Genomic DNA, 19,206 nt, shown 5'->3' with positions numbered 1-19,206 from the left:
ATGCAGTGTCAAAAAGGTGCGTCTGCGCAACGTCACCGCAGCGCGCATCTAATGACAACCCACTTCCCACCGAAGGAGTTGAATATATTTTACCGATTTGGCTGGTCTTCTGGCTTAGCGTCATCCTCTCCCGCACCTTCCCAATCCGGTGGATCAGTGGTTTCAGCGGGTTCGTCGGCATCACAGCAGCGGGGGCTGCGGGGGATTGTCACCCCCTTCCCTGTCGTGTATTAAGTGCCAATGCGTACACGACATAACCATTTCAGTAACTTCCCCTCGTATTGATAGCTACAGTGTTGTTAGCAACTCTCACGCACCTGCATCACTGACCTTAGTCAGCTCCACGGGTTTGTTCGTTTGCTACCTTGCTGCAACGCCAACTACGTTGGGGTATGTATTTATCTAATACAGTAGATTATTTTATTTCTATTTCGTTATAGAATTTATCTCTTTATTTACACAGTTGTAACGTCAACTGATTTATTAAATCCGGTTGACGTTAATATACTCTTTTCCACAAATAAAAAATGGTTAATTTCATTTTTTGGGGATTATTTTTTGGTGTCAACACAGCAAATAATTGCCACCAAATCATTAAAAATAATTTAAAAACAATCAGTTAGAAAGACAATGGCATTTAAGAGCATAACAAAAAATTGTCATTATTTATTTAATATATTAATACCCATCACCGTTCTTAAATATATAAACGTGAGCATAGAGCATGACTAATTGTTATTAGATCAATAACTGTCATTCCATTTCACTGCGTTCAGAAGAAAGTGAACGAAATACCTGCGGTGTCACATTATAGGTCTGGCGGAACACCTTGCAAAAATAGTTGGTTTGGGAAAATCCAAGATTTTTGGCAATACTGGCAATGCTCCAATCACTGTGCTGCAACATCTCTCTGGCATTGGCCATGCGTTGTTGGTTGACCCAGGCATTGAAGCCGATCCCCTGATATTTTTTAAATAATTTACTGAAATAGTAAGGACTGAGATACACCTTGCCAGCCACTTCTTCCAACCGGAGCTCTTCTGACAAATGCGTGTCTATATAGCGTAGTGCTTTCTTCATTTTGCTGTCATGCGGGTGGACCGGCCGTATTCTGCCCGGCTCTTTACTCCCCATATTGTCATTGATTACAACAAAATTGAGGTGTTTTTTCAGGCAGTTCTCAACAATCAGCTTCAGCAAATCAGCCGAGGCTATTACTCGAGAAAAATCCATTATCGGTACATTATGGAACTCATCCATTAGCGCCGGATTCTGCTGCCAGTTATTATCGACATTCAGAATATCAATAAGGTAAACATCTGCATGCAGCCGGACCTGACCACATAACACAAAGCCCACCAGATGGCCGGCAATCACCAAAGGAATAGAAAAATCAGTTAATCCGGCATGGCAGCGGTAGATGCAGGGCTCATTGGATTTGGACGCTTCAAGGCCACCACAACGATCACTCATCCGACAGCGCAGATGGTTAACCGGATCTTGACGCATTAATTGACAAAATGGGGTGAAATTAAACAGGTCAGAGATTTCCTCACCGTGAATATTCACCACCACCACCGCCAATCCGGTGGCTTGGGCAAAATCCTGGGCGATTTTATTTATGAGCTCTGAGTTAAGAGAACTGGCAGAAATCATGATAAAACCTCTCAGTTAATTTATTGTTATTAAATTTTATTTTATTGTTATAAAGCATCCCTGTAATAAGTAATATGTTAGAACATTGTTATTTAGTCATTCCTATTCACCAGGTTAAAATCTATTTCCCTGAAAAGGTAAAGTAACAATTTACTCTACCAGAGTCATAAACGTCAGGGGACCATTAATGAGCCATTAACCAGAATGGATCACGAAATTTCCTCACCCAGTGTCAGATGAGGAAATCCACGTTGCTTTATAAATTAACTTTCTCATCCTCTAACTTACAGGTATTACAAGGTAGATTTTTGCCAATGAGGAAGCGATAAACTGCGGCCCCGAGGCAAGCACCAATAATCGGCGCCACAATCGGAATAATGAAATAAGGGATATCACGGCCGCCGGTCATTGAGATTTTTCCCCAACCAGCAAAGAAGGTAAATAATTTAGGACCAAAATCACGTGCTGGATTCATGGCAAAACCAGTTAATGGAGCGGTAGAAGCACCAATAACCGCCACCAGAATACCGATCAATAGTGGACCTAATGCACCGCGTGGCACACCGTTACCATCATCAGTTAGTGCCATAATCAGCCCCATAAGAATCGAGGTGATAATAATTTCAACAAATGCAGCCTGCCATACGCTGATTGCCGGTGATGGGAAGGTGCTGAAGATACTGGCTAATTGCAGACTTTCCATGCTGCCACGCACCATCTGGTGTGCGGCTTCAAAATCAGTAAATAAATTATGATAGAGCATATAGGCCAGTGCCGCGCCACCAAAAGCACCGGCAACTTGAGCAATGCTGTACGGGATGACTTTCCGTGCGGGGAAACAGGCAAATAGCCATAACGCGATAGTAATGGCCGGGTTGAGGTGAGCACCGGAAATTCCTGCCGTCAGGTAGACCGCCAGTGAAATACCCAGCCCCCACACGATACAGATTTCCCACAAACCAAAACTGGCACCTGCTACTTTCAATGCAGCTAAACAACTAATACCAAAAAACAAAAACAGCCCGGTACCGAGGAATTCCGCAATACACTGCGCTTTTAGTGAGTCGTTCATAGATTTACCCTGCTTGTGATTATTATGATCAATCTATCCAAAATAGATGAAGTAATGCACGGCCCATGACCCAGCCACTATAAAGAGAGCAAAAATGAAAGTGTTGTCGTGATGTGCCATTAATTAAACAAAAAATAGACCTTCAATAACAAATTATTGTCATTTGCGCAGAAAAGTTAGCGCCAACACCGTGTTAACAGGCACTTTTATGCTTTATTCAGCTATATGACTTTCTTGCCATTTATTCTTTCCGTTATTGTTATCAAGCTCGCACTTTTGTGGCTACTCCCCCCTCAGGTGTATCATTATATTTATGCGCGCGATCACGCGAACTATTAATCGGGCGGGTGCGCAATTAGCAGATTTAATACCTACTGTCACCTAATAAATTGTAATTCTGAATATGCAATAGCCAGTTATTACCACCCAATATCAACGAAATAACGTTTTAAAACATAATATTAAGTTATAGCCATGACAATAATTTGTTATTTCCTCACTAACCATTCCCGTCAGTAAATTCAATACAGCCATTCTTTTTCATTGCTTGTTTGTATATTCGTTCTCAGCACGAACCTGACAACTTTATTTTTAAACTTACCGAATTTATTTTTTTAAATTTACTGAATGGCACCAACACGACAGTTTTTATTTTAGAACCTGAAGCGCGTTTGAAACCGTAATAGCTGCATTTCCAACGCACAAACATCAGGTTCCTGACATCCCCGTCGAGGTATTTATGCAACAAGAAGCACTAGGAATGGTGGAAACCAAAGGGTTGACTGCAGCCATTGAGGCTGCGGACACCATGGTGAAATCGGCCAATGTGACATTAGTCGGCTATGAAAAAATTGGCTCTGGTCTGGTCACCGTCATCGTACGTGGTGATGTGGGCGCAGTTAAAGCAGCCACTGATGCCGGTGCAAGTGCGGCTGCGAAAGTGGGTGAAGTGAAATCGACCCATGTCATCCCACGTCCACACACCGATGTCGAGAAGTTCTTGCCAAAGGGAAATAGCTAATGAAAAGCAATGACCTGGTCGACCAAATCATGGCGCAGGTGATAGCAAAAGTCAGCGAACACGCTCCGGCGTCTTCTAAACAACCCTCCTATAAACAACGAGATACGGCTATGGCTGAGAAGACTTGCAGTTTAACGGAATTTGTTGGTACCGCGATCGGTGACACGGTCGGACTGGTGATCGCCAACGTCGACAGCGCCCTACTGGACGCAATGAAGCTGGAAAAACGCTATCGCTCCATCGGTATTTTGGGCGCACGTACCGGCGCTGGCCCGCACATCATGGCGGCCGATGAAGCTGTCAAAGCCACTAATACTGAAGTGGTCAGTATTGAGTTACCCCGCGATACCAAGGGCGGTGCCGGTCATGGCTCGCTGATCATCTTCGGTGGTGATGATGTTTCTGATGTGAAACGTGCCGTCGAAGTGGCGCTGAAAGAGCTGGATCGGACCTTCGGCGATGTTTACGCCAATGAAGCCGGTCACATTGAATTGCAGTACAGCGCACGTGCCAGCCACGCATTGGAAAAAGCATTTGGCGCGCCATTGGGCCGTTCTTGCGGAGTGATAGTCGGTGCACCGGCGTCGATTGGTGTTTTGATGGCGGATACCGCCGTGAAATCTGCCAACGTTGACGTGGTGGCTTACAGCTCCCCTGCACATGGCACCAGCTTCAGTAACGAAGTGATTCTGGTTATCTCCGGTGATTCTGGCGCAGTTCGTCAGGCAGTGATTTCTGCCCGTGAGATTGGCAAAACGGTATTAGCGACCTTGGGTTCTGAACCGAAAAACGACCGCCCTTCTTATATCTGACGCCACAGTGAGGCTGTTTCATGAAATCGAAAAGATTTGAAGCATTGGCGAAACGCCCGGTTAATCAGGACGGCTTTGTCAAAGAGTGGATCGAGGAAGGCTTTATTGCCATGGAAAGCCCGAATGATCCAAAACCTTCCATCAAGATTGTTAACGGTGTGGTGACCGAATTAGACGGTAAGCCACAAAGCAGTTTCGACCTGATAGACCACTTTATCGCCCGCTACGGTATCAATCTGGCGCATGCGGAAGAAGTGATGAAGATGGACTCCATCAAGTTGGCCAATATGCTGTGTGATCCTAACGTATCGCGCCGCACCATTGTGCCACTCACTACAGCGATGACCCCGGCCAAAATTGTCGAGGTGGTTTCTCATATGAACGTGGTGGAAATGATGATGTCGATGCAGAAAATGCGCGCACGTCGTACCCCATCACAACAGGCTCACGTCACTAACGTTAAAGATAACCCAGTGCAGATTGCCGCCGATGCCGCCGAAGGCGCATACCGTGGCTTCGATGAGCAGGAAACTACTGTGGCCGTGGCCCGTTATGCGCCATTCAATGCCATCGCGCTGTTAGTCGGTTCGCAAGTGGGTCGCCCTGGTGTGCTGACGCAATGTTCGCTGGAAGAAGCCACCGAGTTGAAGCTGGGGATGCTGGGCCATACCTGTTATGCCGAAACCATTTCGGTTTACGGTACTGAGCCGGTATTTACCGACGGTGATGACACGCCGTGGTCCAAAGGCTTCCTCGCCTCGTCCTATGCATCACGCGGTTTGAAAATGCGTTTTACCTCTGGTTCAGGCTCCGAGGTGCAAATGGGTTATGCCGAAGGCAAATCCATGCTGTATCTGGAAGCTCGCTGTATCTATATCACCAAAGCTGCCGGGGTTCAGGGGCTGCAAAATGGTTCAGTCAGTTGTGTCGGTGTGCCATCCGCTGTGCCATCGGGCATCCGGGCCATCCTGGCAGAAAACCTGATTTGCTCTGCACTGGATTTGGAATGCGCCTCCAGTAACGACCAGACCTTTACCCACTCCGATATGCGCCGTACCGCCCGTCTGCTGATGCAGTTCCTGCCGGGTACTGACTTTATCTCCTCTGGTTTTTCTGCGGTACCTAACTACGACAACATGTTCGCCGGTTCCAACGAAGATGCCGAAGACTTTGACGATTACAACGTATTGCAGCGCGACTTGAAAGTTGATGGTGGCTTGCGTCCGGTGCTGGAAGCTGACGTGGTGGCGATTCGTAATAAAGCTGCCCGTGCGCTGCAAGCAGTATTTGCCGGTATGGGCCTGCCACCCATTACTGACGAAGAAGTGATTGCGGCGACATATGCACACGGCTCGAAAGATATGCCGGAACGTAACATCGTTGAAGACATCAAGTTCGCTCAGGAAATCATCAGCAAAAACCGCACCGGTTTGGAAGTGGTAAAAGCATTGGCACAAGGTGGTTTCGAAGATGTAGCGCAAGACATGCTCAACATCCAGAAAGCCAAAATTGCCGGTGACTACCTGCATACCTCGGCGATCATTAAAGGTGACAACCAAGTGCTGTCAGCGGTGAATGACGTCAATGACTACGCGGGTCCAGCTACCGGTTACCGGCTGGAAGGTGCACGTTGGGAAGAGATCAAAAACATTCCAAACGCGCTTGATCCGAATGAGCTTGGTTAAGGGGTTCACGAGATGGTGGATATTAACGAAAAACTGTTACGTCAAATTATCGAAGGCGTATTGCAGGAAATGCAGGGAGACAAAAATACCGTCTCCTTTAAGCAGGATTCCCAACCCGCAGCGGCTACGGCTACTGTTGCTGAAGGAAATTTCCTGACCGAAGTGGGTGAAGCCCGCCCTGGCAGCAATCAGGATGAAGTGATCATTGCCGTCGGCCCGGCATTTGGCCTATCGCAAACGGCTAACATCGTCGGTATCCCGCACAAAAATATTCTGCGCGAACTGATCGCCGGTATTGAAGAAGAAGGCATTAAAGCACGGGTTATCCGCTGCTTTAAATCCTCCGACGTGGCGTTTGTTGCCGTCGAGGGTAACCGCCTGAGTGGTTCCGGTATCTCCATCGGCATTCAATCCAAAGGCACTACGGTGATTCATCAGCAAGGCTTACCGCCGCTCTCCAATCTGGAGTTGTTCCCGCAGGCCCCGCTGTTGACGCTGGAAACTTATCGCCAAATTGGTAAAAACGCCGCGCGTTATGCCAAACGGGAATCACCACAACCGGTTCCTACCCTGAACGACCAAATGGCACGGCCAAAATATCAGGCCAAATCAGCGATTCTGCATATTAAAGAAACCAAATATGTGGTGACCGGCAAGAATCCTCAGGAACTCCGGGTGGCGCTTTAACAAAGGAAAACACAATGAATTCCGAAGCTATTGAATCCATGGTTCGCGATGTGCTGAGCAAGATGAACAGCTTGCAAGGCCAGACACCTGCGGCTGCTTGTGCGGCACCAGCAGCCAGTTCGCGCAATGATGCCAAAGTCTCTGATTATCCGCTGGCAAATAAACACCCTGATTGGGTCAAAACGGCCACTAACAAAACGCTGGATGACCTCACGCTGGCTAACGTTTTGAACGGCAGTGTCACTTCGCAAGATTTGCGGATTACACCGGAAATCCTGCGTATTCAGGCATCTATTGCCCGTGATGCAGGTCGTCCACTGTTGGCAATTAACTTCGAGCGTGCAGCCGAGCTGACGGCAGTACCGGATGACAAGGTGTTGGATATCTATAACGCCCTACGTCCATTCCGCTCCAGCAAAGAGGAGCTGAACGCTATCGCCGACGACCTGGAACAGACCTACAAAGCGACCATCTGTGCGGCATTCGTCCGTGAAGCTGCCGTTTTGTATGTCCAGCGTAAGAAGCTAAAAGGCGACGATTAACGCAGTGATATCAATCAAGGGGAAGCGTGCCGTGGGGGTCGTAGCGGCGTAAGCCGCCGGAGCGCCCCTAGGTACGATAGCCCCGTTGATCACGACATCCAGTTATTAGTCATTTAAGGATCGGATATGGATTACATCGTCGGTGTGGATATTGGTAACTCGTCAACAGAAGTGGCATTAGCACAATGCACGGCTGGTGGTCAGTTGCACTTTATTACCAGTACCCTGACTGAGACGACGGGTATCAAAGGGACTCAACGCAATATTTTCGGCATCAATAAGGCGCTGAATATGTTGGTGGAAAAGGCCGGTATTGCACTAAGCGATATCAGCCTGATCCGCATTAACGAGGCCACACCGGTGATCGGTGATGTGGCGATGGAGACAATTACCGAAACCATCATCACCGAATCCACCATGATCGGTCATAACCCGAGCCCCATTCCCGAACGAAACGCAACAAACCATCATGCGTTATGCAGCGAGTAGATACTCTAAAAATACCTCATTCGGTGAGCTGTATTCCAGAGATTTGCGCCCCCGAGTGTTGAGGATGTGCTCCAGTCTCGCAATATCTTCATCGCTGACGCCATTAAAATCGGTTCCTTTCGGATAAAACCGCCGTATCAGACCGTTGGTATGCTCATTCAACCCCCGCTCCCAGGAATGATAAGGCCGGGCAAAGTAAACCTTTGCGCCCGTTACCTGAGTGATGTCCTTATGTTTCGCAAACTCGGGTCCGTTATCTGCCGTCAGGGTTTTAAACTCGCAGAAAGTATTCGCCACGATGTCCCTGAACGCTTCCACGACGCTCTCAGCGCACTTATTGGGGAGTTTACGGATAATGACCTGCTTTGTGGCTTTGTCCACGACCGTCAGCAGGAATGACTTCTGGTCTTTGCCAAAAATCGTATCGATTTCAACATGCCCGGGAACCTGTTTGAGTTCAGCCTCAGCAGGCCTGTGCTCAATGCCAACCCTGTCCGGGATGGGCGTGCGTCCGGGCTCACCCGTATCATAGCGATAGCGTTTACCCCGGTGAGGGAGCTGAAGGTAAAGCTTACCGCCAGCCTGTCTGTCCGAACGGATATAGCGGTAGAGGGTATTTTTGCTGACGGCGATATCAAACTGGATTTTCAGTCTCCCACAGATAACCTCAGGGGAGGTATGTACAGCCAGCGCCTGCCGGAGAAAGTCTTGTGTCTGCTGGCCCAGAGGGACACAGGCATTGTGTGCCGAGGTGGCGCCCCGCCGTTGTCTGGCTAAGGCATCAGCGCGTCTGGAGGAGTAAAGTCCGTTGAAGGCGGGGTCCGTATTACGTCTGAGCTCCCGGCTCAGGGTAGAGCGAGAGACGCCGAGCTCTCTGGCAATGCAGGACTGATTAACGCCTTCAGCTTTTCGTTTTTCGATGTAAAAGCGCTCATGCTGAGTCAAATGTTTTCCCTTCATGCAACAGGGTCTCCGACAGGGTCAATACGGCTATTTTATCCGTACCTGACCGGTGGGTCACTTTGTTGCATTTCGTTTGGGAATTGGCGCGAAAACCCCCGGTGGACTGGGGTTGGGGGTTGGACTGACCATTACTATTGACGAGTTGGTCACCCGTGACCCTGCCCAACCTTACATTCTGGTGGTGCCATCAGCGGTGGATTTCGCCGATGTCGCGGCGGTGGTAAATGCCGCCAACGGCGCTGGCTACCGCATCACTGCGGTTATCTTGCAACGGGACGATGGCGTGCTGGTCAGTAATCGGCTGGCGCACCCGCTACCGATCGTTGATGAGGTGCTACATATCGACCGCATCCCGATGGGCATGCTGGCGGCGGTAGAAGTTGCGATGCCGGGTCAGGTGATTGAAACCCTCTCTAACCCCTATGGCATTGCCACCGTATTTGAACTGAGTGCCGAAGAAACCAAAAACATTGTGCCGGTGGCACGAGCGTTGATTGGTACCCGCTCGGCGGTGGTAGTGAAAACCCCTGAAGGGGATGTTAAAGCTCGCTCGATACCGGCCGGTCATCTGGAGTTATTTGCCGACGGTCGCACGGTACGGGTGGATGTGGCGACCGGAAGTGAAGCCATTATGACGGCGGTCAACAGCTTCCGTCATTTGGACAATGTCAGTGGTGAAGCAGGAACCAATATCGGCGGCATGCTCGAACACGTTCGCCAAACCATGGCAGAACTGACCAATAAACCAACCAATGAGATCTTCATTCAAGACTTGCTGGCAGTAGACACTGCCGTGCCGGTCAATGTCACCGGCGGTCTGGCGGGCGAATTCTCGCTTGAACAAGCGGTAGGCATCGCCTCCATGGTGAAGTCTGATCGCCTGCAAATGGCGCATATCGCCAGAGAAATCGAAAAGACACTGAATATTGATGTTCAGGTTGGGGGGGCGGAAGCCGAAGCGGCGATACTCGGCGCGCTGACCACACCAGGGACGCAACGGCCACTCGCCATCCTCGATTTGGGGGCGGGATCTACCGACGCCTCCATCATCAATGCTCAGGGCCAAATCGTCGCCACCCATCTGGCGGGAGCCGGCGATATGGTCACGATGATCATCGCCTCTGAATTAGATTTACAAGACCGCTATCTGGCAGAGGACATCAAAAAGTATCCGTTGGCAAAAGTGGAAAGCTTGTTCCACCTGCGCCATGAAGATGGCAGCGTTCAGTTCTTCCCACAACCGCTGCCACCAGAGGTTTTTGCCCGACTGGTGGTAGTCAAGCCGGAAGGTTTAGTGCCACTGCCGGGGGATTACGCGCTGGAAAAAGTGCGCAATATCCGCCGCTCAGCCAAAGAGCGGGTGTTTGTTACCAATGCGCTTCGCGCCCTGCGTCAAGTCAGCCCGACCGGCAATATCCGCGATATCCCCTTCGTGGTGTTAGTTGGCGGCTCGTCGCTGGACTTTGAAATCCCGCAATTGGTCACCGATGCGCTCTCTCACTACAAATTGGTGGCGGGGCGCGGCAACATTCGCGCCAGCGAGGGGCCGCGTAATGCGGTAGCCACCGGGCTGATTCTGGCCTATCAACGGGAGAATCACGGATGAATTTCACCCATGACGCCCCCGCAATAGTAATCAGTCTGACGACACCGACACCCGAAGCCGTCTGGCATCAGGTGCTGCTGGGTATTGAGGAGGAAGGTATTCCCTGGCGCTGGCAACAAGACGACGACGGCGATGTAGCACAACGCGCCTGGCAGGCCGCCACCCGCTCCCCGTTATTGGTCGGGCTGGCCTGTTCCGGCGACGAAGTAGTCGTACATTTTCGTAACTTACCGCCCGCCAACCCGCTATTTCGGCAGCGGCGCGGGCAGAACGAGGACCAACTACGGCAGCTTGGCAATAACGCGGCCCGGTTAGTCAAAGGCTTACCATTTAAGTAACCCCATACAAATCTCAGGGCGTTGTCGGTGCAGGCAGTTTGGACTTGGCCAGCGCACAGCCACCGGAGCGTACACCTGGTGTTGTAAAAGCCAAGGTTTGTGAGGATGGCGAGCACTGCCCTGGTTCAAAATGGCAAACAAGATAGCCCTTACTTGATAACAAGGATAAATGAAACATGAATAACGCATTAGGTTTAGTCGAAACCAAAGGTCTGGTCGCTGCTATCGAAGCGGCTGATGCCATGGTCAAATCCGCCAACGTACAACTGGTGGGCTACGAAAAAATCGGCTCCGGTCTGGTCACCGTGATGGTACGTGGCGATGTCGGCGCAGTAAAAGCCGCTGTTGATGCCGGTTCTGCGGCTGCCAGCGCGGTGGGTGAAGTGAAATCCTGCCATGTGATCCCACGCCCACACAGCGATGTAGAAGCCATTTTACCGACCTCTGCCTAAGGGTAAGAAGAGGAGCACAGCGTGAAAACGTCACTGGGTTTACTTGAAGTTAGCGGTCTAGCGCTGGCGATCAGTGCGGCGGATGCGATGGCAAAATCAGCATCTATCAACCTGATAGGTATAGAAAAAACCAATGGTTCTGGCTGGATGTTAATTCGTCTGACCGGTGATGTGGCCTCGGTGCAGGCGGCAATCAGTACTGGTGCCGCCTTTGCCGAACTGCATCACGGATTGGTGTCGCGCGCGGTACTGGCTCGCCCAACAAAAGCTCTGTTGGCCTATTGGCTGACAGAGACTGTCGAGGTCGCGGCCCCCGAAATCGCCGTGGCGATAGAGCCAGTTGTCGCTACAGCCCCCATTAACGAGGAGACGGAAGCCGCAGAGCCTCAGCCCGCTGCGGCGACCGCCACAGATGATGTACCTGAACCTGTCTTTAGTGCTGAAAAAATCAGCACCGAAGAAAGTAGTGTGGAAAGTGAGGCTCTAATCGCTCCCCGGGTGAGCTGTAATCTCTGCCTCGATCCGGCTTGCCGACGCCATAAAGGCGAGCCTCGCTTTCGCTGTATCCACTTGGGTAAACGAGGAAAAGTCTGATGGAAAAAGCGTTACTGGAACCCGTTGTCAATAAGATCCTCGACGAAATGCGTCTTCGTCCGATCCCACTTGGGGTTTCTAACCGACACCTGCATCTTTCGGTGCAGGACTACCAACGGCTGTTCCCGCAGCAGCCGATTACTGAAAAGAAAGCGCTGCTCCAGCCCGGCCAGTACGCCGCCGAACAGACGGTAACGCTGGTCGGGCCGAAAGGCAACCTGAAAAATGTGCGTATTCTTGGCCCGTTGCGTAGCCACAGCCAGGTGGAGATCTCCCGTACCGATGCACGCACGCTGGGTATCAATGCCCCCCTGCGGATGTCTGGCAATCTGGACGATACCCCAGCCATCACGTTAGTCAGCCCGTTCGCTGAGCTGACGTTACCCCGCGGGGTGATTGTGGCACTGCGCCATATTCATATGTCGCCGCTGGATGCCCTTATCTATCGGGTAAAACACGGTGACCGGGTACAAGTTGCCATTCAGGGCAGTGGCCGTCGCCTGATACTGGATGATGTGGCGATCCGCGTTTCACCCCAAATGAAACTGGAAATGCATATCGATACCGACGAGGCCAATGCGGCGGGTGCCGACGACCCTGCGGCGTTTGCCACGATATTAACGTCATCAGGGACAACGCGGCCATGAATCTGACTCAGGCGCAAACCGAACAACTGGTCAGCCAGATTGTCACGCGGTTAGTTGAGCGCGAACGCCGGGTTCACGCCCTGCTACTGCCTCAATTGCGCGCCGGGCTTGATCCATCGGTATTCGTGCACCATGCCACGCTGCATCTGATGTTGCCAGACCTGGCATTTATCCACCGGCTGGCGCAGTTCGATACCACCTGCCCTGCGGTGGCGGCGCTAAACGAGGCATGGTCGTGGGGCATGAAAGTGCATATCAGCTTACATCGCCAACTGCTGGCTGCGTTGCCTTGTGCCGCACTGCACTCATTGCCGCTCAGTTTCAGCGACAGTCAGGGCGTTGCTATACGGGTGCACGCGGGCAAGGTTCTAAGTTATCGCGATATCGCCGCTCTCGACCCCGGCTGGCTACTCATTGCAAGCCACACGCTAGTTACACCGCTGGCGCAGGACACCGTGTCAGCCCGTCACATTCAACTGTTAAGGCAGGAGTAAATCATGCAACTGGCCAGAGTGGTAGGTTCCGTGGTCTCAACGCAAAAATCACCCACGTTGATCGGTAGGAAGCTGCTGCTGGTACGCCGTGTTGCCGGTGATGGCTCACTGCCACCCGACAGCAAAACGCCGGACGAAGTGGCCGTCGATTCCGTCGGTGCCGGTCAGGGCGATTTGGTCTTGCTGTCAGGTGGTTCCAGTGCCAGACGGGTATTTTCCGAGCCGAATGATGCCATCGATTTGGCGATTGTCGCCATCGTCGATGAATGTTCTTACTGATGATTAATGTTCTTACTGATTGAGCGGGGACCTTATGAGCATTTATACCAAAACCGGCGATGCCGGCACCACTGCCCTGTTCACCGGACAACGTGTGAAAAAGAGCCATCCCCGGGTGGAAACTTACGGCACGCTGGATGAACTCAATGCAGCACTGAGCTTGTGTGCCCGCGTGACGCAGGGCGAGGAAAACCGTCAATTACTCGATGCCATACAACATCAGTTGTTTTATTTCAGCGCTGAATTGGCAAGCGAAGGTATCGCCACACCGCCTGCCGGGCGCAAAAGTATTAATGAACCCGAGATCCAAGCGCTGGAGCAAGCCGTAGACCGCTGTATGGCGGGGCTGCCACCGGTACAGGGTTTTATTCTGCCGGGTAGCAGTGAAGCCGGTAGCCGATTGCATTTTGCCCGCACTCTGGCACGGCGCTGTGAACGGCGGCTGATTGAACTGGCTGAACAAGTCCCGGTACGCCCGGTGTTATTGCAATACCTAAACCGTTTATCGGATTGCCTGTATGCACTGGCTCGTGATGAAGACCAGCGCCAACAGTTACAACACACCACGCAAACCGTGGTGGCCCGTTATCTGGCGGCAACAGCACTCCCCCCAGCCACAAGTCAGCCACAAACAGCAGCTTCTCTGGGATTTTCTGATGTTCATCAGTTAGTTAAATTGGCGGTCGATGCCGCTATGAAATTACAAATTGCCGTGGTCGTAGCACTGGCTGACCGCCACGGCAACATGATTATGACCTACCGCATGCCCGACACCTTGCTGGTCAGCAGCGAACTGGCACCGAAAAAAGCCTGGACCGCTGTGGCGATGAAAACGGCAACTCACCAACTTAGCGATGCCGTACAACCGGGGGCCGACCTGTTCCAGCTTGAGGCCAGTACTGGTGGCAAAGTAGTGAGCTTTGGTGGTGGCTACCCGCTATGGCGTAACGGCCAATTGGTGGGGGGGTTAGGCATCAGCGGCGGTAGCGTCGAACAAGATATGCACATAGCAGAAGCGGCCATATCGGCTTTACATCTGAGGAATGAATAATGAATACCAATGACCTTGAATCTCTCATTCGCACTATCCTCATTGAGCAACTGACGCCCACACCCGCGTCTGCCTCCAGCGCCATTTTTGCCAGCGTGGATGAAGCTGTCAATGCCGCTCATAACGCATTTTTGCGTTATCAACAAAGCCCGATGAAAACCCGCAGCGCGATTATCCGCGCCCTGCGTGAACAGCTAAAAGCACAGTTGCCTTCACTGTCAGAACGCGGTGCCAGTGAAACCGGCATGGGGAATAAAGAAGATAAATTGCTGAAAAACAAAGCTGCGTTAGAAAACACCCCAGGTATTGAAGATTTGTCTACCACGGCGCTGACCGGCGATGGCGGCATGGTGTTATTCGAATACTCGCCTTTTGGCGTGATAGGTTCCGTTGCCCCTAGCACCAACCCAACCGAAACCATTATTAATAACAGCATCAGTATGTTAGCTGCCGGTAATGCCATCTATTTTAGCCCACACCCAGGCGCTAAATCGGTATCACTGGATTTAATCGCCCAAATTGAAGAAATCATCTTCAACAGTTGCGGCATTCGCAATCTGGTGGTGACCGTGAAAGAGCCAAGCTTTGAAGCCACTCAGCAGATGATGGCGCACGACAAAATCGCCTTGCTGGCTATCACTGGCGGGCCTGCCATTGTGGCAATGGGCATGAAGAGCGGCAAAAAAGTGATTGGGGCGGGGGCCGGTAACCCACCTTGTCTGGTGGATGAAACGGCTGAATTGGTAAAAGCGGCGCAGGATATCGTGGCAGGAGCCTCATTCGATAATAACCTGCCCTGTATCGCTGAAAAGAGCCTGATCGTGGTGGAAAGTGTTGCCGATCGGTTGTTGCAACAGATGCAAGCCTTCGATGCGTTACTTATCAGTAATCCGCAAGAGGTCGACAGCCTGCGCAAAGCCTGCCTGACCCCTCAAGGCCACGCCAATAAGAATCTGGTGGGTAAAAGCCCGCTTGAACTGCTGAAAGCGGCGGGCATCGCTTGTCCGGCCAAAGCACCGCGCTTGCTGCTGGTTGAAGTGGCTGGTGACGATCCGCTGGTCACTACCGAACAACTGATGCCGCTGTTACCGGTGGTCCGGGTAAAGGATTTTGATGCCGGCCTGACGCTGGCACTGCAAGTGGAAGGTGGCCTGCACCATACCGCCACCATGCACTCACAAAATGTCTCACGCCTGAATCTGGCCGCCCGACTGTTACAAACCTCTATTTTTGTTAAAAACGGCCCGTCCTATGCCGGGATAGGCGTCGGCGGTGAAGGCTTTACCACCTTTACCATCGCCACCCCGACCGGCGAAGGCACCACTTCGGCTCGCACCTTTGCGCGCCAGCGTCGCTGTGTGCTGACTAACGGTTTTTCCATTCGCTGAGCGAGGACGTATGAAGACTTTTTTCCTGCAAACACGTATCTACAGCGGGGAAGGCAGCCTTAAGGTGCTGCAACGCTTCCATCAGCGCAAAATCTGGATTGTCTGCGATGGTTTTCTGGCCACCTCGCCGTTGCTGGATCGCTTGAAACAAGTGCTGGCAGAGGATAACCAAATCAGTCTGTTCAGCGACATTACGCCGGACCCGAACATTAACACCGTGGTTAAGGGCATTGAGCAGATGCATGCCTTGCGCCCCGATGTGGTGATTGGTTTTGGTGGTGGCTCCGCGCTAGATGCGGCGAAAGCCATTGTCTGGTTTAGTCGTAAACAGGGGATAGAGATCGAGACCTGTATTGCTATCCCAACCACCAGCGGCACGGGTTCAGAAGTGACCAGTGCCTGTGTAATCAGCGACCCGGAAAAGAGTATTAAATACCCCCTGTTTGACGATGAGATTTACCCGGACATCGCCATTCTGGACCCGGCTCTGGTGGTTACCGTACCGCCAGTTATCACCGCCAATACCGGGTTGGATGTGTTGACTCACGCGTTGGAAGCCTATGTTTCACCACGTGCCAGTGACTTTACTGATGCGCTGGCAGAAAAAGCGGTGCAGTTGGTGTTCCGCCATCTGCCCACCGCTTGCCGCAAAGGCGATTGCCGAATTACCCGAGGCAAGATGCACAATGCTTCCACGCTGGCTGGCATGGCATTCAGCCAGGCTGGTCTGGGCATCAATCATGCTATCGCACACCAGTTGGGGGGGGCAATTTCATATCGCGCACGGTTTGGCGAATGCCTTGCTATTGGTGCCGGTGATTCGCTTTAACGCGCTTGATGCGCGGGCATGTAAACGCTATGCGCGATTGGCAAAACTGTGCCATTTCAGTGCAGAAAATAGCGATGAGCGCAGTGCAGTTAACCAATTGGTCCATCAGATTGAACAACTCAAACGCCAATGCGGATTACCTCAGCCGCTGGCCGCGATGAAAATCAATGAGGGCCAGTTAGAGCAACGTATTCCCGACATAATTACCGCCGCACTTGCCGATGTGACACTGCGCACTAACCCGCGTGCGGCTGACGGCAATGATATCCGTGGGATTATCGAGGCGCTTTATGAGTGACCTACACAGTGCGGATACCTGCTTGCTACCCGCCTACGGTGAACTGGCTGATTGTGATGCCGTGACTATTCAGCAACGGGTTCAGCACGCGGGTGTGGTCGGTGCCGGAGGTGCGGGTTTCCCAACGGCGGTGAAGCTACAAGCGCAGGCCGAGATTTTTCTGGTCAATGCGGCTGAGTGCGAGCCAATGCTGAAAGTGGATCAGCAGTTGATGCCGCGCCAGGCAGCCCGACTGGTGCGCGGTGTGCTGTATGGCATGAAAGCCACCGGCGCACGCGAAGGCATCATCGCCTTGAAAGCCAAATATAGTGAGGCGATTGCCGCACTAACCCCCTTGCTACCATCACAAATCCGGCTGCACATTCTGCCCGATGTCTATCCCGCCGGTGATGAGGTTATCACTATCTGGCTGGCAACCGGTCGCCGGGTGCCACCTGCCGCGCTGCCGGTCAGCATCGGTGTGGTGGTGAACAACGTGCAAACGCTACTCAATGTGGCGCGGGCGGTGGAACAGCAATGGCCGGTGACTCGCCGCACCCTGACCGTAAATGGTGCGGTGGCGAACCCCTTAACCCTGACGGTACCGCTGGGTACCCCGCTGCGCGAGGTTCTGGCGCTGGCAGGAGGGGCTACCATCAACAATCCGGCCTATATCAATGGCGGGCCGATGATGGGCCATGCCCTGCATGACCTTGACCAACCGGTAACCAAAACTACCGGCGGCCTGTTGGTACTGCCCGCTGATCACTTACTGATTACCCGCCGCGCCCGCAGCGACCAGGATGTGTTAGCCATTGCTCGTGCCGTATGTGAGCAGTGCCGCATGTGTACTGAGTTATGCCCGCGTCATTTGATTGGCCATGAGCTCCCCCCGCATCTGCTGGTGCGCGCGATAACCTATCAACAAGTTGCCACACCAGACATTTTACTCAGCGCTCTGACCTGCTCGGAATGCGGGCTGTGTGAAAGCTACGCCTGCCCGGTAGATATCTCACCGATGCGCATAAACCGCCTGCTGAAAACGCAGTTGCGGGCGCAAGGTGCCCGCTATCAAGGGGCGCTACGTGAGGCCGATCCGATGGCTAATTACCGCATGGTACCGATATCACGGCTGATTGCCCGTCTGGATCTCACCGACTGGTATCAGGCCGCGCCATTCAGCGAACAAGGCTACCGACCACAACAGGTGGTATTGCCATTGCGCCAGCATATCGGGGCTGCCGCCGAACCCGTGGTCACGGTCGGCGAACGGGTCGATCACGGTCAACTTATTGGCCAAATTCCGAATAACGCGTTAGGCGCACCGGTGCATGCCAGTATCAGCGGCACGGTCACGGCCATCAGCGCAAATGCCATCACCATTAAACGGGCTGATGTTTATTAAAAGGAAGGGCTATGTCACAAGCCATTGGAATTGTTGAATTAAGCAGTATCGCCAAGGGCATGGAGGTCTGCGACTTGATGCTGAAAAGCGCTAACGTCAGCCTATTGGTGAGCAAAACTCTGTGCCCCGGTAAATATCTGTTGATGGTCGGTGGCGATATCGGTGCCGTCACCCAGTCGGTACAAAACGGAGAGCGGCACAGCGGGCATCTGCTGGTCGATAGCATCGTCCTGCCCAACCTTCATCCATCCGTATTGCCGGCGATCAGCGGCCTGAATACGGTGGAAAATCGTCAAGCGGCGGGTGTGGTGGAAACCTGGAGTGTGCCGGCCTGTATTACTGCCGCCGACCGTGCGGTTAAAGCGGCCAATGTCACGCTGGTGCGCATCCATATGGCGTTTGGCATCGGCGGCAAATGTTATCAAGTGCTCAGCGGCGATATTGCTGATGTACAAACTGCCGTGGACGTTGCCAGCCAGTGTGCCGGTGAGAAGGGATTATTGGTTTACAGCTCAGTGATCCCACGGCCCCATGAGGCGCTATGGCGTCAGTTAGTTCAGGAGGCATGATGGAAAAGAGCAGCACCCCCGAGCGCGTAATTCAGGAATATGTTCCCGGTAAACAGATAACCCTGGCACATCTGATAGCCAATCCTAATAAGGCACTTTACAAAAAACTGGGGCTGAATGATGTCAGTAGCGCCATTGGCATCCTGACCATTACCCCTAGCGAAGCCTCGATTATTGCCAGTGATATCGCCACCAAATCCGGTGCGGTTGAGATTGGTTTTATCGACCGTTTCACCGGTGCGGTGGTGTTTACCGGTGATGTGTCAGCGGTGGAATATGCGCTGAAACAGGTGATCCACACCCTCGGCGACATGATGAAATTTACCGCCTGCCCGATGACCCGGACCTGA

General features: G+C 52.2%; 19 protein-coding genes, 3 pseudogenes and 1 riboswitch. Of the genes and pseudogenes, 19 read left to right on the top strand and 3 right to left on the bottom strand.

Going from position 1 to position 19,206, the window contains the following annotated elements; all coding sequences use genetic code 11:
- Positions 1-82: 82 nt before the first annotated feature.
- A riboswitch (cobalamin riboswitch) is annotated at positions 83-277 on the bottom strand.
- A 476-nt stretch (positions 278-753) separates the two neighbouring features.
- Complete coding sequence (pocR, locus tag ACWJJO_RS08355) at positions 754-1,656, bottom strand: transcriptional regulator PocR (protein WP_481090905.1); 903 nt, start codon at positions 1,654-1,656, stop codon at positions 754-756.
- A 256-nt stretch (positions 1,657-1,912) separates the two neighbouring features.
- Entirely contained in the window at positions 1,913-2,728 is an 816-nt protein-coding gene (pduF, locus tag ACWJJO_RS08350) for a propanediol diffusion facilitator PduF (RefSeq protein WP_083159268.1), read from the bottom strand.
- 739 nt (positions 2,729-3,467) lie between these two features.
- On the opposite strand from pduF, the gene pduA reads away from it, so the two are divergent.
- The 6 genes and pseudogenes from pduA to ACWJJO_RS08320 form a co-directional block, all read left to right on the top strand.
- Positions 3,468-3,749 carry a propanediol utilization microcompartment protein PduA gene (gene pduA / locus ACWJJO_RS08345; protein ID WP_032906380.1) on the top strand — a complete coding sequence of 94 codons (282 nt, stop codon included), beginning with the start codon at positions 3,468-3,470 and terminating at the stop codon, positions 3,747-3,749.
- Positions 3,749-4,561, top strand: a complete 813-nt coding sequence (pduB, locus tag ACWJJO_RS08340) for a propanediol utilization microcompartment protein PduB (protein ID WP_004699354.1) — start codon at positions 3,749-3,751, stop codon at positions 4,559-4,561. Before pduA ends, pduB begins: the two co-directional genes overlap by 1 nt.
- 20 nt (positions 4,562-4,581) lie before the next feature.
- Positions 4,582-6,246: a propanediol dehydratase large subunit PduC gene (gene pduC / locus ACWJJO_RS08335; RefSeq protein WP_005185311.1), complete on the top strand. Its 1,665-nt coding sequence runs from the start codon at positions 4,582-4,584 to the stop codon at positions 6,244-6,246.
- Between the two features lie 15 nt (positions 6,247-6,261).
- A complete protein-coding gene (locus ACWJJO_RS08330) occupies positions 6,262-6,933 on the top strand; it encodes a propanediol/glycerol family dehydratase medium subunit (RefSeq protein WP_193784826.1) in 672 nt (223 codons plus the stop codon).
- Positions 6,934-6,947: 14 nt separating this feature from the next.
- Complete coding sequence (gene pduE, locus ACWJJO_RS08325; protein WP_083159270.1) at positions 6,948-7,475, top strand: propanediol dehydratase small subunit PduE; 528 nt, start codon at positions 6,948-6,950, stop codon at positions 7,473-7,475.
- A 126-nt stretch (positions 7,476-7,601) separates the two neighbouring features.
- Positions 7,602-7,910: pseudogene (locus tag ACWJJO_RS08320) on the top strand (diol dehydratase reactivase subunit alpha); the annotation flags it as partial.
- Positions 7,911-7,949: 39 nt separating this feature from the next.
- Here ACWJJO_RS08320 and ACWJJO_RS08315 read toward each other — a convergent pair.
- On the bottom strand, positions 7,950-8,924 hold the full coding sequence (locus tag ACWJJO_RS08315; RefSeq protein WP_481090692.1) for an IS30 family transposase: 975 nt from the start codon (positions 8,922-8,924) through the stop codon (positions 7,950-7,952).
- Between the two features lie 76 nt (positions 8,925-9,000).
- On the opposite strand from ACWJJO_RS08315, the pseudogene ACWJJO_RS08310 reads away from it, so the two are divergent.
- The 13 genes and pseudogenes from ACWJJO_RS08310 to pduU all read left to right on the top strand — a co-directional run.
- Positions 9,001-10,533: pseudogene (locus ACWJJO_RS08310) on the top strand (diol dehydratase reactivase subunit alpha); the annotation flags it as partial.
- Positions 10,530-10,871: a glycerol dehydratase reactivase beta/small subunit family protein gene (locus ACWJJO_RS08305; RefSeq protein WP_032906379.1), complete on the top strand. Its 342-nt coding sequence runs from the start codon at positions 10,530-10,532 to the stop codon at positions 10,869-10,871. The pseudogene ACWJJO_RS08310 and the gene ACWJJO_RS08305, both read left to right, overlap by 4 nt.
- Positions 10,872-11,047: 176 nt before the next feature.
- On the top strand, positions 11,048-11,323 hold the full coding sequence (gene pduJ / locus ACWJJO_RS08300) for a propanediol utilization microcompartment protein PduJ (RefSeq protein ID WP_004090424.1): 276 nt from the start codon (positions 11,048-11,050) through the stop codon (positions 11,321-11,323).
- Between the two features lie 21 nt (positions 11,324-11,344).
- Positions 11,345-11,917 carry a BMC domain-containing protein gene (locus tag ACWJJO_RS08295; protein ID WP_083159272.1) on the top strand — a complete coding sequence of 191 codons (573 nt, stop codon included), beginning with the start codon at positions 11,345-11,347 and terminating at the stop codon, positions 11,915-11,917.
- Positions 11,917-12,564, top strand: coding sequence for a phosphate propanoyltransferase (locus tag ACWJJO_RS08290; protein ID WP_420072869.1), 648 nt, complete (start codon positions 11,917-11,919; stop codon positions 12,562-12,564). Before ACWJJO_RS08295 ends, ACWJJO_RS08290 begins: the two co-directional genes overlap by 1 nt.
- Complete coding sequence (gene pduM / locus ACWJJO_RS08285) at positions 12,561-13,058, top strand: microcompartment protein PduM (protein ID WP_442847952.1); 498 nt, start codon at positions 12,561-12,563, stop codon at positions 13,056-13,058. Before ACWJJO_RS08290 ends, pduM begins: the two co-directional genes overlap by 4 nt.
- 3 nt (positions 13,059-13,061) lie before the next feature.
- The gene (locus ACWJJO_RS08280) at positions 13,062-13,337 is read left to right on the top strand and encodes a EutN/CcmL family microcompartment protein (RefSeq protein WP_005185294.1); all 276 of its coding nucleotides are present in this window, start codon (positions 13,062-13,064) and stop codon (positions 13,335-13,337) included.
- 34 nt (positions 13,338-13,371) lie between these two features.
- The gene (locus ACWJJO_RS08275; RefSeq protein ID WP_050882263.1) at positions 13,372-14,388 is read left to right on the top strand and encodes a cob(I)yrinic acid a,c-diamide adenosyltransferase; all 1,017 of its coding nucleotides are present in this window, start codon (positions 13,372-13,374) and stop codon (positions 14,386-14,388) included.
- Positions 14,388-15,776 carry an aldehyde dehydrogenase family protein gene (locus tag ACWJJO_RS08270; RefSeq protein WP_083159276.1) on the top strand — a complete coding sequence of 463 codons (1,389 nt, stop codon included), beginning with the start codon at positions 14,388-14,390 and terminating at the stop codon, positions 15,774-15,776. Before ACWJJO_RS08275 ends, ACWJJO_RS08270 begins: the two co-directional genes overlap by 1 nt.
- A gap of 91 nt (positions 15,777-15,867) precedes the next feature.
- Positions 15,868-16,903 (top strand): annotated as a pseudogene (locus tag ACWJJO_RS08265) (iron-containing alcohol dehydrogenase).
- Complete coding sequence (locus tag ACWJJO_RS08260; protein ID WP_481090904.1) at positions 16,896-18,287, top strand: 4Fe-4S dicluster domain-containing protein; 1,392 nt, start codon at positions 16,896-16,898, stop codon at positions 18,285-18,287. Before ACWJJO_RS08265 ends, ACWJJO_RS08260 begins: the two are co-directional and overlap by 8 nt.
- A gap of 11 nt (positions 18,288-18,298) precedes the next feature.
- The gene (locus tag ACWJJO_RS08255) at positions 18,299-18,856 is read left to right on the top strand and encodes a BMC domain-containing protein (RefSeq protein WP_151426504.1); all 558 of its coding nucleotides are present in this window, start codon (positions 18,299-18,301) and stop codon (positions 18,854-18,856) included.
- Complete coding sequence (gene pduU / locus ACWJJO_RS08250) at positions 18,856-19,206, top strand: propanediol utilization microcompartment protein PduU (RefSeq protein WP_032813079.1); 351 nt, start codon at positions 18,856-18,858, stop codon at positions 19,204-19,206. Before ACWJJO_RS08255 ends, pduU begins: the two co-directional genes overlap by 1 nt.

Source organism: Yersinia antarctica, assembly GCF_056636475.1.
Note: the sequence above shows the minus strand (reverse complement) of the source record. Positions and strands in the feature narration are given on the sequence as shown.

Bases quoted from the DNA above. Each gene is read 5' to 3' on its own strand.
- pduE (WP_083159270.1), top strand. From the start codon at position 6,948: ATGAATTCCGAAGCTATTGAATCCATGGTTCGCGATGTGCTGAGCAAG.
- ACWJJO_RS08270 (WP_083159276.1), top strand. From the start codon at position 14,388: ATGAATACCAATGACCTTGAATCTCTCATTCGCACTATCCTCATTGAG.
- ACWJJO_RS08275 (WP_050882263.1), top strand. From the start codon at position 13,372: ATGAGCATTTATACCAAAACCGGCGATGCCGGCACCACTGCCCTGTTC.
- pduF (WP_083159268.1), bottom strand. From the start codon at position 2,728: ATGAACGACTCACTAAAAGCGCAGTGTATTGCGGAATTCCTCGGTACC.
- ACWJJO_RS08260 (WP_481090904.1), top strand. From the start codon at position 16,896: ATGAGTGACCTACACAGTGCGGATACCTGCTTGCTACCCGCCTACGGT.
- ACWJJO_RS08290 (WP_420072869.1), top strand. From the start codon at position 11,917: ATGGAAAAAGCGTTACTGGAACCCGTTGTCAATAAGATCCTCGACGAA.
- pduA (WP_032906380.1), top strand. From the start codon at position 3,468: ATGCAACAAGAAGCACTAGGAATGGTGGAAACCAAAGGGTTGACTGCA.
- pduJ (WP_004090424.1), top strand. From the start codon at position 11,048: ATGAATAACGCATTAGGTTTAGTCGAAACCAAAGGTCTGGTCGCTGCT.
- ACWJJO_RS08315 (WP_481090692.1), bottom strand. From the start codon at position 8,924: ATGAAGGGAAAACATTTGACTCAGCATGAGCGCTTTTACATCGAAAAA.
- ACWJJO_RS08305 (WP_032906379.1), top strand. From the start codon at position 10,530: ATGAATTTCACCCATGACGCCCCCGCAATAGTAATCAGTCTGACGACA.
- ACWJJO_RS08255 (WP_151426504.1), top strand. From the start codon at position 18,299: ATGTCACAAGCCATTGGAATTGTTGAATTAAGCAGTATCGCCAAGGGC.
- pocR (WP_481090905.1), bottom strand. From the start codon at position 1,656: ATGATTTCTGCCAGTTCTCTTAACTCAGAGCTCATAAATAAAATCGCC.
- pduU (WP_032813079.1), top strand. From the start codon at position 18,856: ATGGAAAAGAGCAGCACCCCCGAGCGCGTAATTCAGGAATATGTTCCC.
- pduM (WP_442847952.1), top strand. From the start codon at position 12,561: ATGAATCTGACTCAGGCGCAAACCGAACAACTGGTCAGCCAGATTGTC.
- pduC (WP_005185311.1), top strand. From the start codon at position 4,582: ATGAAATCGAAAAGATTTGAAGCATTGGCGAAACGCCCGGTTAATCAG.
- ACWJJO_RS08280 (WP_005185294.1), top strand. From the start codon at position 13,062: ATGCAACTGGCCAGAGTGGTAGGTTCCGTGGTCTCAACGCAAAAATCA.
- pduB (WP_004699354.1), top strand. From the start codon at position 3,749: ATGAAAAGCAATGACCTGGTCGACCAAATCATGGCGCAGGTGATAGCA.